The sequence below is a fragment of the Roseococcus sp. genome (assembly GCF_965227005.1).
GTDB lineage: Bacteria > Pseudomonadota > Alphaproteobacteria > Acetobacterales > Acetobacteraceae > Roseococcus.
Map to the genome: position 1 here is coordinate 43,074 of NZ_CBDDFJ010000035.1, position 15,690 is coordinate 58,763.

Here is a 15,690-nt window from a genome sequence, read left to right on the forward strand (position 1 = left end):
CAAGCCGGGTTTGACCACCGAGGAGGCCGCGAATGCAGATGCATCCCGTCAAGGTCTACCCGTCGAAGGCGCTGCTCAAGCGCGAGGACCAGCTGGCCTGGAAGATCGCCGGGGTCGCCACCGACAAGACCGCCGTCCAGAAGGATGTGGCGGAGATGATCCTCAACCGCGTCATCGACAACGCCTCGGTCGCCATCGCCGCCATCAACCGCCGCCCCGTCGTCTCCGCGCGCGGCATGGCGCTGGGCCACGCCAGGAAGGGCGGCGCGACCGTCTTCGGCATGCCCGCCTCCTTCACGGTCAGCCCCGAATGGGCGGCCTGGGCGAACGGCACCGCGGTGCGCGAGCTCGACATGCACGACACCTTCCTCGCCGCCGACTACTCCCACCCCGGCGACAACATCCCGCCGATCCTGGCCGTGGCGCAGACCATGGGCCGCTCGGGCCGCGACCTGCTGCGCGGGCTCGCGACGGGCTACGAGATCCATATCGACCTGGTGCGCGCCATCTGCCTGCACGAGCACCGCATCGACCACATCGCGCATCTCTGCCCGGCCCAGGCCGCCGGCCTCGGCACGCTGCTCGGGCTGAAGCAGGAGGTGATCTTCCAGTCGGTCCAGCAGGCGCTGCACATCTCGGTCACCACGCGCCAGTCGCGCAAGGGCGAGATCAGCTCCTGGAAGGCCTATGCCCCCGCCCATGCCGGCAAGCTCGCCGTCGAGGCCGTGGACCGCTGCATGCGCGGCGAGGGCGCGCCAGGCCCGATCTACGAGGGCGAGGACAGCGTGATCGCCTGGATCCTTTCCGGCCGCACCCAGGCCGACAGCAAGGGCCGCAAGACCGTCTACGACCCCACCTATTATACTGTGCCGCTGCCGGGCGCCGGCGAGCCCAAGCGCGCCATCCTCGACAGCTACACCAAGGAGCACTCGGCCGAGTACCAGAGCCAGGCGCTGATCGACCTCGCCTTTCGCATGCGCGAGAGCATCCCGGACATGGAGAAGATCGAAAGGATCATCATCCACACCAGCCATCACACCCATTACGTGATCGGCACCGGCGCCAACGACCCGCAGAAGATGGACCCCAAGGCGAGCCGCGAGACGCTCGACCATTCGATCATGTACATCTTCGCCGTCGCCTTGCAGGACGGCCGCTGGCATCATGTGGACAGCTACGCGCCCAGGCGCGCCGGCCGCGTCGATACGGTCCGTCTCTGGCACAAGATCGAAACCACCGAGGCGCCGGAGTGGACGGAGCGTTACCATTCGCGCGACCCCGAGACCCTGGCCTTCGGCGGCCGCGTCGAGATCCTGTTCAAGGACGGCACCAGGCTGGTGGACGAGCTGGGCGTTGCCAATGCCCATCCGCGCGGCGCGCGCCCCTTCGTGCGGGCGCAGTACATCCGGAAGTTCCGCGAGCTGACGGATGGCATCATCACGACGCGCGAGGCGAGCCGCTTCATCGACGCCGCCGAGCTCGCCAGCCTCAAGGCCGGCGAGCTCGGCGCGCTTCATGTTGCGCTGCCGAAGGGCACGCTCAACGAGAGCAAGCCGGGCATCTTCTGAGGTTAACAATCCGCTGTTCGGTTCACGCGCATGAACCGAACAGAACGCGCGGGATGCTACAGTCGGGGTGACCCGCATGTGATGCCGAACGGCATCACGCCCGCTTCCGAGGCCCCACGATCCTCTACCAGAGGTAGGCGACGCCCACTCCGGCCACCAGCTGATCCCGGCTGCCGCGCCGCACGATGGGACTGTTCGCCGCCTCGTCGCTCAGCCGGGTATAGTGCATCGACGCGCTCGCGACCCATTTGTCGCTGAACCGCCAGACGACGGCCGGCCAGGCCGAGAACTGCGCGAAGCCGCTGCCGCCCGGGTCAAACCCCGGCAACCCGCTGCGGACCGACTGGGCCTGCGAGATACCGAAATAGTACCGGTTCTGCGACGCGGGCGAAAACCGTGCGCTGACGCCGGCGCCCACGAAGACGGTGGGCGAGAGCGGCAACCAGAGATTGGCGAAGGGCAGGGCGGAGACGCCGCCATAGCCGCCCGTCATGTCGCTGACGACGTTCACCCCGGCCCGTACCCGGAACGGGATGGCGCCGGTGCCGATATAGGTGCCGCCGATGGTGATGCCGCCCTCCAGCACGCCGTTCAGCGAACCGAGGTTGCGGACCGCGCGATCATCGGCCCCGGAGCGGCCGAAGCGGTAGTTCAGGATGGGGCCCAACTGGAAGTACGGGCTGTCCACCAGATTGACCTCGATGCGCGGGCCGATCACGGAGACATAGCGCTGGCCGTCGAACTGCCAGCGCGCTGCCGGCGCCGCGCCGAAGGTGGAGTGCCGCGAGCCGAGATATTCCGGCGCCACGCCGGCCCCCGCGCCGACATAGTTGGGCAGGATGCCGTCCATCGGATCCTGCGCCCGCGCCGCGCCCACCAGGCTCAGACTGACGGCCAGACTCACGGAAGCGACGCTGCGGAAAACACCAGACATGGAGGGGCCCTCGAGATGGAAGCGCCCCAGCCTAGAGCGGGGAAAGGCGGAGGGCATCGGCGCGGTGTCCCGGCGATGCGCCTGGCGTACCCGTTCCTGGACCCTGGCGCGGGGAGCGGTGGCTCCCATCCGGTCGCGCGACTTGCGCATCCGCATGCTGCGGCGGGCATGCGCCGCATCGGTCCCGGCGATGGACAGCCGCGCGCGCGAGCTTAAGCTTCGCCGCAGAAGAACCCGCATGAGGAATGCCATGAGCGAATCAGCACCCGACCTGAAGAAGGGCCTCGTCGGCGTCTACGCCGACGTCTCGACCATCTCCAAGGTGATGCCCGAGACCAACAGCCTCACCTATCGCGGCTATGCCGTGCAGGACCTCTGCGAGCAGGCGAGCTTCGACGAGGTCGCCTATCTGCTGTGGAACGGCGAGTTGCCGAACGCCGCGCAGCTCAAGGCCTTCCAGGACGAGGAGAAGGCGAACCGCGCCCTCAGCCCGGCGCTGCTGAAGGTCATCCGCGAATTCCCCAAGGACGCGCATCCGATGGATGCGATCCGCACGGCCGTCAGCTTCATGGGGATGGAAGATCCCGAATGGGCCGACATCTCCGACGCCGCCCAGCGCCGCAAGGCCATGCGCATCCTCGCCAAGGCGCCGACCGCCGTCGCCGCCGCCTTCCGCCTGTCCAAGGGACTGGAGCCGGTGGCGCCCAACCCCTCGCTCTCCTATTGCGAGAACTTCTTCCACGTCGTCTTCGGCAAGGTGCCGGCGAAGGAGGTCATCAAGGCCTTCGACGTCTCGATGATTCTTTACGCCGAGCACACCTTCAACGCCTCGACCTTCACGGCGCGCACCGTCTCCTCGACCATGGCCGACATCCATGGCGCGATCACGGCCGGCATCGCGGCGCTGAAGGGCCCGCTGCATGGCGGCGCCAACGAGGCCGTGATGCACATGCTGCAGGAAATCCCCTCGCCGGAGGAAGCCGAGGGCTGGCTGCGCAGCCGCTTCGACCACAAGGCGCTGGTGATGGGCTTCGGCCACCGCGTCTACAAGTCGGGCGACAGCCGCGTCCCCACGATGAAGAAATACGCCGAGATCATGGCGGAGGTCGTGGGCGACAAGCGGTGGATGAACACCTCCGCCGTGCTCGCGAAGGTGATGCTCGAAGAGAAGCGCATCCACCCGAACCTCGATTTCCCCGCTGGCCCCGCCTATTTCCTGATGGGTTTCGACATTCCGCTCTTCACGCCGATCTTCGTGTGCAGCCGCATCGTCGGATGGTCCGCGCACGTGTTCGAGCAGCTCGCGGACAACCGCCTCATCCGTCCGCTCTCACTTTATACGGGCCTCGAACAGCGGCCTGTTCCGCCGATGAGCGCGCGCTGAAGCGACTCACGTCGCGCTGAAAAACAAGAGGCCGTCCGAGCGATCGGACGGCCTCTTTCGTTGTGGCGCGTGATGCATCGGCGATTCATCGCGCGCGAAAACGCACAAGCAAATGCAGAATGTATTTGACAGGCAACTCGCGCATTCCGATAGCGTTGCAAACGCACGCATTGACGTGCGATTCGCTGGCATGAACACGCTGTCGCGCCTGGCGCGAGAGAGGCGAGCATCGAACCGGATCGCAGAGCAGGGCGAGCGTCGAGCAGGAAGGATGATCCAAGATTGGATCGGTGATTTTCGAATGTCAGGAAACACCGTTTCCGGTCGCCGCGGAAGAGAGGCATGGGCCGTCGCCTGATGCCGGCGGAAGCGCAGATGGCGCGCCGAGCTTTCTTTCGTGGTGTCCATCGCCTGCCGAGTGATTGCCTCTGCCATCTGTCGCGGCGCGGCGCCGCGGCGAAGTGAGTCACCATCCCAGTCTGGAGCGCCCACGGCGCATAGGAGAATAAGAATGACCGATACGACCGAGACCACCGAGATCAAGCCGCGCGCGCAGGCGATGGCGATGGCGACCGGCGCCCGCCGCACGGCCAAGAAGCCCGCCACGGCGCGCGGCCGCGTTGCCGCCGCCGCGAAGAAGCCGGCCGCGAAGAAGGCCGCTCCCGCGAAGAAGGCTGCCCCTGCGAAGAAGGCCGCGCCGAAGAAGGCCGCCGCCGTGAAGAAGCCCGTCGCGAAGAAGGCCGCGCCGAAGAAGGCCGCTCCCGCGAAGAAGGCCGCGCCGAAGAAGGCTGCCGTCGCCGCCAAGAAGCCGGCCGCGAAGAAGGCCGCGCCGAAGAAGGCCGTCGCCGCGAAGAAGGCCGCTCCCAAGAAGGCCGCTGCCGCGAAGAAGCCGGCTGCGAAGAAGGCTGCCCCTGCGAAGAAGGCCGCTCCCAAGAAGGCCGTCGCCGCGAAGAAGCCGGCTGCGAAGAAGGCCGCTCCCAAGAAGGCCGTCGCCGCGAAGAAGCCCGCCGCCAAGGCAGCTCCGAAGGCCAAGGCCGCCCCCAAGGCTGCCCCGAAGGCCGCTGCCAAGCCGGTCGTGAAGGCGAAGGATCCGAAGCGCGCCGAGGCCGCCAAGCGCGCCGCCATCACGCGCGCCGCCAAGAAGGCCGCCGCCGCGGCGCCGGCCCCCACGCCGGTGACCGAGACGCCGACCAGCTGATCACGCCGAACATCGCGTGAGACCGGCGCCGCCCCCATCGGGGCGGCGCCTTTTTTATGCCCGCCGCGTCAGCCGAAGGTGGTGAGCAGATCTTCCACCTGCGGCGGCGTCAGCAGCCGCGGCGACATCCCGCGCAGCAGGATCGCGAGCTTCGCGGCTTCTTCCAACTCCTCGGCGGCGTTCACCGCATCGGTCAGGGTCGCGCCGCAGATCACCGGGCCGTGATTGGCGAGCAGCACGGCCTTGGCATGCTGCGCCGCATCGTGAATCGCGGGCTCCATCGCCGCATCGCCCGGGCGGTAATAGGGGATGAGCGGCAGCGTGCGGCCGACGCGCATCACGAAATAGGGCGTGAGCGGCGGGATCACCGCCGGCTCCAGACAGGAGATCGCGGTGGCGTAGGTGCTGTGCAGGTGCACCACGGCGCCCGCCTCCGGACGCGCGTCGAGGAAGGCGCGATGGAGGAAGACCTCCTTGGTCGGCTTGTCGCCGCTGACATGCTTCCAGGCGAGATCGAGCTTGCTGATGCGTGCGGCCTCCAGCCGGCCGAGCGAGGAATTCGTCGGCGTCATCAGATAGCCGTCCGCCAGGCGCACGCTGATATTGCCCGCGCTGCCCACGGAAAATCCGCGCGCGAAGAGCGAGGCGCCGAGCTCGACGAGCAGGCGGCGTTGCGTCTCCTCGCTCACTGGAAGGCCTTCAGGAAGAAGTCGCGCGCGCCGAAATTGCCGCTCTTGAGCGCGAGCAGCATCCCCTCCGGCGCGCTGTCGGGCGTCGCATGCGTCCAGGGCACGCCGGGGTCGATCTCCGCGCCGATGCGCAGGGACCGCACGCCCAGCCGCTGCACGACCGAGCCCGAGGTCTCGCCGCCCGCGATGACGAGCCGCCGCACGCCGGCGGCGACGAGCGCCGCGGCGATCTCCGCCATCGCCTCCTCCACCAGCGCGCCGGCGGCGTCGCGGCCGAGCTTCTTCTGCAGCGCCTCCACGCGATCGGGCGGCGCGGAGGCCGCGATCACGACCGGGCGTCCGGCCTCCAGCTTGCCGGCCATCCAGGCCTTGGCCTGGCCTGCGAGCGCGGCGGCGTCCGGCGTGGCGAGCGCGTCCAGCTCCAGCGTGGGCACATGGTCGCGCGCCGTGCCGATCTGCCCGAGCGTCGCGCGCGAGCAGGAGCCCGCGAGCACGGCGGCAAAACCCCCGACCTCCGGCAGCGCGCCCGCATCGCCGCGCGCCGGCAGCAGCCCGGAACGCCGGAAGTTCTCGGGCAGGCCCATGGCGATGCCCGAGCCGCCGGTGATCAGCGCATGGTTCGCGCAGGCCGCGCCGAGCGCCATGAGATGCGCGTCGGTGATGGCATCCGCGATGGCGAAGCGGCGGCCGGATTCGCGCAGCCGCGTCACCTCGCGCCGGATGGCGACCTCGCCCTGCTCGACGACGGCGAAGGGCAGCAGGCCCACGCCGCCCTCGGTCTGGCGGCCAAGCACGCGCACCAGGTTGGCGTCGCGCATGGGCGTGAGGGGATGGTTCTCCATCCCGCTCTCGCTCAGCAGCGCGCCGCCGACGAAGAGATGGCCCTGGAAGATGGTGCGGCCATTGGTGGGGAATGCGGGGCAGGCGATGGCGAAGCCGCCGTCCAGCCGCTTGAGCAGCGCCTCGGCCACGGGGCCGATATTGCCCTCGTCCGTGCTGTCGAAGGTGGAGCAATATTTGAAGAGGAATTGCTTCGCGCCCGCCGCCAGCAGCGCCTCGCAGGCGGCGAGCGACTGCGCGATGGCCTCGGCCACGGGGATGGTGCGGGACTTCAGGGCGATGATGACGGCATCCGCTTCAGGCAACGGTCCGTCGGGCACGCCGATCACCTGGACGGCGCGCATCCCCTGGCGGACGAGCGTGCTGGCGAGGTCGGTGGCCCCGGTAAAATCGTCCGCGATGCAGCCGAGCAACGGCATGAGTTTCTCTCCCCTGGTCGTTTCCGATTTAGGCCGGGTGCGGAACATCGGCAAACAGGTCTTGAACGCCACGGCAGGAGGGGCAACATCCTGGCTATGACCGACAGCTTCTCCCGCCGCCCCGTCCTGGACATGACGCCCGAGGGCGAGTTCCGGGATCCGCCGCGCCCCTCCGGCCTCAACGCGCTGCTGGCGCGCACGAGCCGTATCGCCATCCTCGTCGCCCTCGCGGCGGGCGGGCTGCTGATGGTGGCCCTGGCCATCTTCTTCATCGGCCTGCTGCTGCCGGTGGTGATCGGCGCGGCCCTGATCGCCAGCGTGTCGCTCTGGTGGCGCCGCCGCCGGATGCGCGCGATGGGGATCGAGCCCACGCCCTTCTTCGTCGTGATGCGCCGCTAAGGCCAAATTGCGGCTTCGGCCCTGATGCGAGGCCGCTTTCGTGCCGTCCGATTCCGAGAGGCCCTTCGGCCTCGACCCTTCACGAACATATGACGTCGGCCGGGACGGCCAGGCGCGCGAGACGCGCGTGCCGCCGCCCGAATGGCTGTCGGGCCGCCATCGGCTCATCCTGGGACTCTTCGCGCTGGGCGCGGTGGTGGTCGGCGGGCTGGCGGGGGTGACGGTCGCGGCCTTCGCCTCGGGCGCGCGCAGCACGGCGGCGATCTTCGCGCTGCTCACGCTTGCCGCGTCGCCCCTTCTGCTGGTCGGTCCCCTGCAGGACCGGTGGCGTCACCGGCCCCGCAAAATTCGGCCTCAGTCGCGCTCGTAGAGCAGCCGCGCGCGGATGGTGTGGGGCAGGGCCCGCAGCTCGGCCAGGATCGCCTCGCCGTCGCGCGTGGCGCCGGCATCGACGACCACGTAGCCGATCTCCCCATCCGTCTGGAGGTACTGGCCGGCGATGTTCACGCCGCGCTTGGAGAAGATCTGGTTCACATTGCCCAGCACGCCCGGCGCATTGCGGTGGACGTGCATGAAGCGCGTGCCGGTCGGCCGCGCGGGAAGGGCTACCTGGGGGAAGTTCACCGCGCCCTCGGTGCTGCCGGTGTCGGAATAATCGGCGAGCTTGCGCGCGACTTCCTCGCCGATGCGCGACTGCGCCTCCTCGGTGCTGCCGCCGATGTGCGGCGTCATGATCACGTTGTCGAGGCCCTGGAGCGGCGAGATGAAGGGGTCGCCGTTGCGCTTGGGCTCCTCGGGGAAGACGTCGAGCGCGGCACCCGCCAGATGGCCGGACTTTAGGGCGGCGGCCAGAGCGGGGACATCCACGATGGTGCCGCGCGCGTTGTTGATGAGGAAGCTGCCGGCCTTCATCTTCGCCATCTGTTCGGCGCCCATGAGGTTCATGGTCGCCGGCGTCTCGGGCAGGTGGACGGTCACGATGTCCGACCAGTGGAGCAGCTCGTCCAGCGTGCCGCAGCGGCTGGCATTGCCCAGCGGCAGCTTGGCCGCCGTGTCGTAATAGATCACCCGCATGCCGAGGGATTCGGCCAATACCGAGAGCTGGCTGCCGATATTGCCATAGCCCACGATCCCAAGCGTGCGCCCGCGCACCTCGCGATAGCCGTCGGCCGACTTGTCCCACTGACCGGCATGCGCCGCCGTCGATTTCGGGAAGATGCCGCGCAGCAGCATGATGATCTCGCCCAGCGTGAGCTCGGCGACGGAGCGCGTGTTGCTGAAGGGCGCGTTGAAGACGGGGATGCCGCGCTGCCGCGCCGCGTCCAGATCCACCTGGTTCGTGCCGATGCAGAAGCAGCCGATGCTGATCAGCCGGTCGGCATGGCTCAGCATCTCCTCGGTGACGTTGGTGCGGCTGCGGATGCCGAGCATGTGGACGCCGCGCACCGCCTCGTTGAGCGCCGCGCCTTCCAGCGCCTTCTTCTCGCGGACGATGTTGTTGTAGCCGTCATGGCCCAGCAGCTCGACGGCCGTGTCGGAGATGCCCTCCAGCAGCAGCGTGCGGATGCGGTCCTTGGGGAGGGAGAGAAGATCGTTCATCGGTGATGGCCCTATCGGTTCGCCAGATCCGCCAGCACCTGCGCCAGCACCCGCGTCCCGGCGGCGAGCGCCGGGGGCGTCGCGTATTCCGCGGGATGGTGTGAGACGCCCGCGCGGCAAGGCACGAAGATCATGCCGGTCGGACAGAGCGGGTGGATGAATTGCGCGTCGTGGAAGGCGCCCGAGGGCAGCCGCAGCGCCCGCAGCCCCTGGGCGCGCGAGGCGGCCTCGACCGCGTCGGGCACCAGGGGCGCGAAGGTGGTGGGGATGGCGTGGAAGCGCTCGGTGACCTTGGCCGTGCAGGTCTTCAGCGCGGCCTGGATCACGTCCTCGATGGCATTGCCGCGCGCCTGGAGCACGGCGTTGTCGGGGTGGCGCAGGTCGATGGTGAAGCGCGCGACGGCGGCGACGCTGTTGGAACTGTTCGGCTCCACCTCGATATGCGCGACGGTGAAGCGCAGCACGTCGGCGGGGTCGTGGGTGAGGGCGTTCAGCGCGGTGATGGCGCGCACCATGTCCTGCACGGCGTCTTTCCGCAGGCCGAGCGGGGTGGTGCCGGCATGGTCGGACTTGCCGTTGATCTCGACGAGGAACCAGCGGCTGCCCTGGATGCCGGTGACGACGCCGATGTCGCCGCCCTCGGCCTCGAGGAGCGGACCCTGCTCGATATGCGCCTCGACATAGGCGAAGGGCGCTGTTCCCTCGACCACGCCGAGCGGGCGGCGGGCGATGTCGGCCTCGCTGGCCTGGTGTTCGGACAGGGCATCGCCGAAGCGGATGCCGTCCTTGTCGGTCACGGCATCCCAGGTGGTCGGCGGCAGGTAGCCGGCATAGGCCATGCTGCCCATGCAGCCCGGCGCGTAGCGGCCGCCCTCCTCATTGGTCCAGGCCACGACCTCGATGGAGCGGCGCGTGGCAATGCCCGCCTCGCGCAGCGCCTGCACCGCCTCGAAGGCGGCGAGCACGCCCCAGATGCCGTCGAAGCGCCCGCCCGAGGGCTGGCTGTCCATATGGCTGCCGGCGAGGACGGGGGCGAGGGTGGGATCGGCACCCTCATGCCGCAGGAAGAGGTTGCCCAGCGCGTCCGTGCTGGCGGTGAGGCCGATGGCCTCGGCCCAGGAGATCAGCAGCCGGCGCGACTGCCGGTCGAGATCGGTGAGGCAGGCGCGGTTCACGCCCTCGTTCCCGTCCGCATCGGTGAAGCCGCCGATCGCGCCCATCTCCATCAGGCGCTGCCAGTGGCGCGCTTCGCTGACGGCAGCGACGAGATTGGGAGCAACGGTATCGGGCATGGGGGCCTCCTGCTGCCGGGATTAGAGCAACTCCCGTGCCCTTGCCAGCGAGGGCTTCCGCGCGTCAGCCTTGCATTTCCCTGAGAGGCGCGCGTTCCGCCTCGCCGCGGCGATCACCGGGGACGATGGTCGCGCGCCGCCCGGCTGAGCCTCAGATGGCCACCAGCCCCGCCAGCGCCTCGGCCTCCCGGCTATTGGGAAAGGCCCGCAGCAGCGCGGCCTCGCCGAGCCCGAGGTGATCGCGCAGCAGCCCCTTGGCCACGCGGCGCAGGTCCAGCGTCGGCGCCAGGTCACGGTTCTCGAAGAGCTTTCCGGGCCCGACACCCGGCCAGTCCGCCAGCACCCGCCCGCCGCGCACCGCGCCGCCGAGCAGGAAGGCGACGCCCGCCGTGCCGTGATCCGTGCCCTGGGTGCCGTTGATGCGCGCCGTGCGGCCGAACTCGGTCATGACCAGCACGGCCGTTTGCGCCCAGGCCGCGCCGAGCCCCGCGCGCAAGGCCTCCAGCCCCTCGTCGAGCTGGTTCAGCGCGCCGATCAGCTTGGGGCCCTGGGTCGCATGGGTGTCCCAGCCGCCGAGCTCCATCGCCGCGACGCGCGGCCCGCGCGGATCCGCCAGCAGCCGCCCGGCCGAACGCGCCAGGGTGGCAAAGCCGCTGGTGCCCGGCGGCGGCGGCTCCAGTCCCGCCAGCACGCCCGAGGAAAATCCGCGCGAGCGCAGCCCCTCGGTGAAGGCCGGGCCGAGCTCGCGGTCCGCCCGGTGCAGCCTGACCAGGGCCGCGAGGACCTGGGTGTCGGGTCGCGCCCGCGCCTGGGAGGCGAAGCTGCCCACGCGCACCGGCCCGCGCAGCAGCAGCGGCACCTCGATGCCGAGGGCGAGGCCGCGCCGGGCATATCCCGCCGCCTCGCCGGGCATGGTGGCCAAAGCGCGGTTGAGCCAGCCGTCCGGCAGGCGCTGCGTCGAGCCGGATTCGAGAAAATCCTGCGCGTCGAAATGGCTACGGCTGCGCCAGGGGCCGGCGACGGCATGCACCACCAGCGCCTGGTCGGAACAATAGAGGCCATGCAGCCGGGGGAGGGCCGGGTGCAGGCCGAAGAAGCCGCCGAGGTCGAGCGTGCCGCCCTCCTGGCCGGGCTCGGGCGGGGCATGCCCGCCGCGCAGCGTGGCGAAGCCGGGATCGCCATAGGGCGCGACGGCGGCGAGCCCGTCCAGCGCGCCGCGCAGCATCACCACGACGAGGCGCTTCTCGCCGGGCGGGCCTTCTGCCAGGGCGAGGCGCGTGCCGCCCAAGGCCATCGCGCCGGCCAGGCCGAGCAGGAAGCCGCGGCGGGGAAGGCTGTGCTGGGTCATCGGCGTTGGGCCTCCGGGCTGGCGAGCACCACCACGATCGCGTCGCGCGCCGAGCCGGAACGGCGCATCACGTTCATCGTCTCGGCGCGGGCGAGGGGGCCGAGCATGGTCGCGGCCAGGGCCTCGGGTTCGGTCGCCCCGGCCGCGGCGGCGCGGCCGGCGAGCTCGGTCGCCCATTCGAGGCGGCGCATCAGCTGCTCGGGCGCAGCCCATTCGGCGGCGGCGTCCGACCAGCCATCGGCCGCCGGCGCGTTCCACAGCGGCTGGTTCAGGCGGTTCAAAGTGGCCAGCAGCATCGGCGCGCTCTCCGCGCCCTGGCCCAGCGCGCGCAGCACGGCGATCACATAGTCCTGCCCGCTGCGGAGCTTGCGCAGCGGCGTCTGCGTCTCGGGATCGGCGATCAGGGCGCGGGCCACGGCCGCGAGGTCGCCTCGGCTGTCGCGCCAGGCGCCCTCGATCCAGCTCAGCGAGGCGCGCGAGGGCGTGTCGGATATGAAGTGCCGGCCGAGCTTGAGCGCGAGGGCGCGCGCGGTGGACGGATGGTTGGCGAGGAAGCGCAGCGCCTCGGCGCCGCCCTCCTCGCCCTCGGGGAAGCTTTCCCCGAGCAGGCGCTTGGCGCCCGGCTCATGCGCGTCGGCGCGAAAGAGGAAGCCGTCCACTTCCGAGAACTGCTCGCCCCGGCCGGAGGACCATCCCGTCAGGATCCGCGCCAGCGCGGCCACATCGGGCTGGCCGTAGCGCGCCGCCGGGGTGACGGTGTGCAGCTCCAGGCATTCGCGCGCGAGGTTCTCGTTCAGCCCGCGTCCGCGCCGGCCGACGGGGCTCGCCGGGCCGGTTGAATTGGTCTGGTCGAGATAGCCGAGCATCGCCGGATGGCGGTAGGCGGCCAGCAGCAGATCCTCAAAGCGGCCGAAGCATTTCGCGCGGATGGCGCGCTGGTAGTGGCCGAGCCAGGGCGTGGTCTGAAAGGCGCGACGGCTGACGGTGAGGTGGTTGGTCCAGAAATTCGCCCAGCGCTCGGCGAAGGGGATCCGCGTGGCGATCATCCGCGTGGCCCAGGCGGTGGATTCCACGCGGAAGATGTCGCCCACGCCGGGGTGGCGGATGTCGCGCCGCTGGGCCCGCAGCGCGAGCTGGATGTCGTTGAGGCTGGGGCCGGGTAGCTCGGCGAGGGGCGCGACCTGGCCCGCGAGCCAGGCCGAGGGATCAGCCGGCGCGGGGGCTTCGGGACGGGCTCCAAGGCCGAAGCGGATCGCGGCATGGGCGGCGAGCGGCGTCATGGCGGCCAGACCATGACACGACTCGGCCGGCGTATGCCGGGAAATATGTCCCGTTTGTCGCGCGGGGGCGGGCCGGCTAGCCCAGGTGCTTCACCAGGAATTCCGCGGTGCGGCCATTGGCGATGGTCGCCGCGCGCCCGTCCCAGGCATGGCCGCCCATGCGGGCGAAGGCGTGGTCCACGCCCGGATAGACATGGGCCGCGACCTTGGGCTCGCCCTTCACCCCGGCCAGGATCTTCTGCTGTGCCTCGGGCGGGACGAACTTGTCGTTCTCGGCGATGTGGATCAGCAGCGGGCCGCGGAAGGCGGGCTTCTCGGCCACCAGCGCGTCCAGCATCACGCCGTAGTAGGAGACGTTGCAATCGGCATCCGTGCCGGTGGCCGCCTTGAAGGCCATGCGCCCGCCGAGGCAGAAGCCCATGGTGCCGACCTTGCCGCTCGCGCCCTGCATCTTGCGGCCATGGGCGATGGTGGCGGCGATGTCGGCGAGGCCCTTCTCCTGGTCGAAGCCGTTCATGAACTTGAAGGCCTGCTCCCATTGCGCCTGGCCCTGGTCCGGCTCGAGCACGACGTTCTTCTGCTGGCGCCAGAAGAGGTCGGGGGTGAGGGCGATGAAGCCCATATCGGCGACCCATTCGGAGAGCGCGTGCATGGCGCTGTTCACCCCGAAGATCTCCTGGACAAGGACGACTACGCCTGCCGGCTGGGCCTTCGGCATCACGACGAGGGTGTCGAAGCTGCCCGCGCCATCCGTCGCGGCGATCTGAATCACGGCCATGATGCTGAACTCCCTTGGCATTGTTCTGAGCTTAACATTTAACGGAGGAACCCCCGCGCGACCATGCCGACCGTGCGCCGCCCCGGGAAATTGCCGCCTGGCCCGACAGCCAGGATACATGAGCGCGAATATCCGCCATGGTGGGGCGGATCAGATTCAGCGATTGCGGTGAGGAGCGGTGATGCCCGTCGAGCGTAAGGAATTCCGGGATGCGATGGCGCGGCTCTGCGCGGCCGTGAACATCATCACCACCGACGGCCCCGCCGGTCGCGCCGGCTTCACGGCAAGCGCCATGTGCAGCGTGACCGACACCCCGCCGACGATTTTGGTCTGTATGAACAAGGGCGTCTCCTCCGCCGAGGTCTTCCGCAAGAACGGCGTGCTCTGCGTGAACACCCTGGCGGCCGAGCAGCAGGAGCTCTCGGGCATCTTCGCCGGCTTCACCGGCGTGGAGGGCGAGGCGCGCTTCGAGAGCGGCAGCTGGAGCCGGCTCGCCACCGGCGCCCCCGCGCTGGACGGCGCCATGGTCGCCTTCGACGGGCGCATCACCGACATGGTGGAGAAGGGAACGCATCTCGTCGTCTTCGCCGAGATCGAGGCCATCCGGCTCGGCGAGGGCGTGGATGCGGCACTTCTCTACTTCGCGCGCGACTACCGCCGCGTGGGCGTGGCCGCCTGAGGCCTCGCCGGAGGGACGGCCGCGGATCGGCGTCCTTATGATGAATCCGGCGAGCAGGCCGGACTGACCTTGCCCTCGGGCAAGGGATGGCCACACTGCGCGGCAACGAAACCGCGAGGACACGCCATGACATTCCGCCCCACCCGCCGCCTGTTGCTCGCCGCGCCGGCCTTGGCCCTGCCAGCCCTGGCCCTGCCGGGCCTGGCCCGCGCCCAGGCCTGGCCGACGCGCCCCATCACCATCCTCGTCCCCAACCCGCCGGGCGGCGGCAGCGACTTCGCCGCGCGGCTGTTCGTGGAGGGGCTGACCCAGTCCCTCGGCCAGCCCGTGGTCATCGACAACCGCCCCGGCGCCAACGGCAATATCGCGATCCAGGCCGCCGTGCGCGCGGCGCCCGACGGCTACACGCTGCTGATGCAGTATTCGGGCTACCACGCCGGCAATCCGGCGATGATGCGCAACCTCACCTGGGACCCGGTGCGCGACCTGCAGCCGGTCGGCATGGGCACGATGGCGCCGCATGTGATCGTGGGGGCGCCCAACCTGCCGGCGAACACCCTGCAGGAGTTCATCGCCTATGCCCGCGCCAATCCGGGCAAGGTGAACTTCGCCTCCTCGGGCAATGGCTCGATCCAGCACATCGCGGGCGAGGTCCTGTCGCGGCAGATCGGCGCGCCCATGGTGCACGTCCCCTATCGCGGCGCGGCGCCGGCCCTGCAGGACGTGGCGGGGGGACGCGTGGAGATCTTCATCACCACCCCTTCCTCGGCCATCGGCCTGATCCAGGGCGGCCAGGTGAAGGCGCTGGCCATGGCGAGCGCGCAGCGCAGCCCGGGCCTGCCCAATGTCCCGACCACGGCCGAGGCCGGACTGCCGAGCTTCGTCATGGATGCCTGGTTCGCGTTCTTCGCGCCGATGGGCGTGCCGCAACCCATCCTGGAGCGGCTGAACGGGGAGCTGCGCCGGCTGGCGCAGGATCCGACCGTGCGGCGCCGCGCGGAGGAGGGCGGGGCGCAAGTGGTGCCGATGACCATCGCCGAGATGGACGCCCTGGCGAAGCGGGAGATCGAGCAGCTCGGCAGCGTCATCCGCAGTGCGAATATCACGCTGGATTAGGCGGCCTGGCTTTTCGCGATCCGGGCGCCAATTTTCGTGCGTGCTGTCCGCGGTAAGGTCCGCGGCAGCGGCACATCCGGCGGGCGTCAACGGCAAATGCCATCGCTATCACAAAGCCCGGTTCCGCGCCGCGACAGAGGTGATGAGCCTCTTGCCGGGAATTCCGG

General features: G+C 70.0%; 15 protein-coding genes. 7 read left to right on the forward strand and 8 right to left on the reverse strand.

Translation table 11 applies throughout. The annotated features are described in order from the left end of the window. The first annotated feature begins 32 nt into the window (after positions 1-32). Complete coding sequence (locus ACO057_RS17180; protein ID WP_421993829.1) at positions 33-1,568, forward strand: MmgE/PrpD family protein; 1,536 nt, start codon at positions 33-35, stop codon at positions 1,566-1,568. Positions 1,569-1,692: 124 nt separating this feature from the next. On the opposite strand, the gene ACO057_RS17185 is transcribed toward ACO057_RS17180, so the two are convergent. Further along, positions 1,693-2,754: a MipA/OmpV family protein gene (locus ACO057_RS17185; protein WP_421993830.1), complete on the reverse strand. Its 1,062-nt coding sequence runs from the start codon at positions 2,752-2,754 to the stop codon at positions 1,693-1,695. Between ACO057_RS17185 and ACO057_RS17190 the strand changes: the two genes are divergently transcribed. Both ACO057_RS17190 and ACO057_RS17195 read left to right on the forward strand, forming a co-directional pair. Further along, complete coding sequence (locus tag ACO057_RS17190) at positions 2,753-3,886, forward strand: bifunctional 2-methylcitrate synthase/citrate synthase (RefSeq protein ID WP_421993831.1); 1,134 nt, start codon at positions 2,753-2,755, stop codon at positions 3,884-3,886. The two genes, ACO057_RS17185 and ACO057_RS17190, sit on opposite strands and share 2 nt — an antisense overlap. Before the next feature lie 511 nt (positions 3,887-4,397). Then, on the forward strand, positions 4,398-5,084 hold the full coding sequence (locus ACO057_RS17195) for a hypothetical protein (protein ID WP_421993832.1): 687 nt from the start codon (positions 4,398-4,400) through the stop codon (positions 5,082-5,084). Positions 5,085-5,152: 68 nt separating this feature from the next. Here ACO057_RS17195 and ACO057_RS17200 read toward each other — a convergent pair whose 3' ends face one another. Together ACO057_RS17200 and otnK are read right to left on the reverse strand one after the other, a co-directional pair. Next, a complete protein-coding gene (locus ACO057_RS17200) occupies positions 5,153-5,773 on the reverse strand; it encodes an aldolase (RefSeq protein WP_421993833.1) in 621 nt (206 codons plus the stop codon). Further along, complete coding sequence (gene otnK, locus ACO057_RS17205; protein WP_421993834.1) at positions 5,770-7,032, reverse strand: 3-oxo-tetronate kinase; 1,263 nt, start codon at positions 7,030-7,032, stop codon at positions 5,770-5,772. Before otnK ends, ACO057_RS17200 begins: the two co-directional genes overlap by 4 nt. Positions 7,033-7,128: 96 nt before the next feature. On the opposite strand from otnK, the gene ACO057_RS17210 reads away from it, so the two are divergent. Continuing rightward, a complete protein-coding gene (locus tag ACO057_RS17210) occupies positions 7,129-7,431 on the forward strand; it encodes a hypothetical protein (RefSeq protein WP_421993835.1) in 303 nt (100 codons plus the stop codon). A gap of 40 nt (positions 7,432-7,471) precedes the next feature. Next, positions 7,472-7,801, forward strand: a complete 330-nt coding sequence (locus ACO057_RS17215) for a hypothetical protein (RefSeq protein ID WP_421993836.1) — start codon at positions 7,472-7,474, stop codon at positions 7,799-7,801. On the opposite strand, the gene serA is transcribed toward ACO057_RS17215, so the two are convergent. The 5 genes from serA to ACO057_RS17240 form a co-directional block, all read right to left on the reverse strand. Then, positions 7,786-9,030, reverse strand: a complete 1,245-nt coding sequence (serA, locus tag ACO057_RS17220; protein ID WP_421993837.1) for a phosphoglycerate dehydrogenase — start codon at positions 9,028-9,030, stop codon at positions 7,786-7,788. The genes ACO057_RS17215 and serA overlap by 16 nt on opposite strands. An 11-nt stretch (positions 9,031-9,041) precedes the next feature. Continuing rightward, entirely contained in the window at positions 9,042-10,322 is a 1,281-nt protein-coding gene (locus ACO057_RS17225; protein ID WP_421993838.1) for a M20 family metallo-hydrolase, read from the reverse strand. Positions 10,323-10,473: 151 nt separating this feature from the next. Then, entirely contained in the window at positions 10,474-11,670 is a 1,197-nt protein-coding gene (locus ACO057_RS17230) for a DUF1501 domain-containing protein (protein WP_421993839.1), read from the reverse strand. Further along, entirely contained in the window at positions 11,667-12,950 is a 1,284-nt protein-coding gene (locus tag ACO057_RS17235) for a DUF1800 domain-containing protein (protein WP_421993840.1), read from the reverse strand. Before ACO057_RS17235 ends, ACO057_RS17230 begins: the two co-directional genes overlap by 4 nt. A 76-nt stretch (positions 12,951-13,026) precedes the next feature. Then, positions 13,027-13,728 (reverse strand): dienelactone hydrolase family protein, encoded by a 702-nt coding sequence (locus ACO057_RS17240; protein ID WP_421993841.1) that lies wholly within the window; start codon positions 13,726-13,728, stop codon positions 13,027-13,029. A 181-nt stretch (positions 13,729-13,909) separates the two neighbouring features. Between ACO057_RS17240 and ACO057_RS17245 the strand changes: the two genes are divergently transcribed. Beyond that, positions 13,910-14,407: a flavin reductase gene (locus ACO057_RS17245; protein WP_421993842.1), complete on the forward strand. Its 498-nt coding sequence runs from the start codon at positions 13,910-13,912 to the stop codon at positions 14,405-14,407. A 126-nt stretch (positions 14,408-14,533) separates the two neighbouring features. Beyond that, a complete protein-coding gene (locus tag ACO057_RS17250; RefSeq protein ID WP_421993843.1) occupies positions 14,534-15,523 on the forward strand; it encodes a Bug family tripartite tricarboxylate transporter substrate binding protein in 990 nt (329 codons plus the stop codon). Positions 15,524-15,690: the final 167 nt, after the last annotated feature.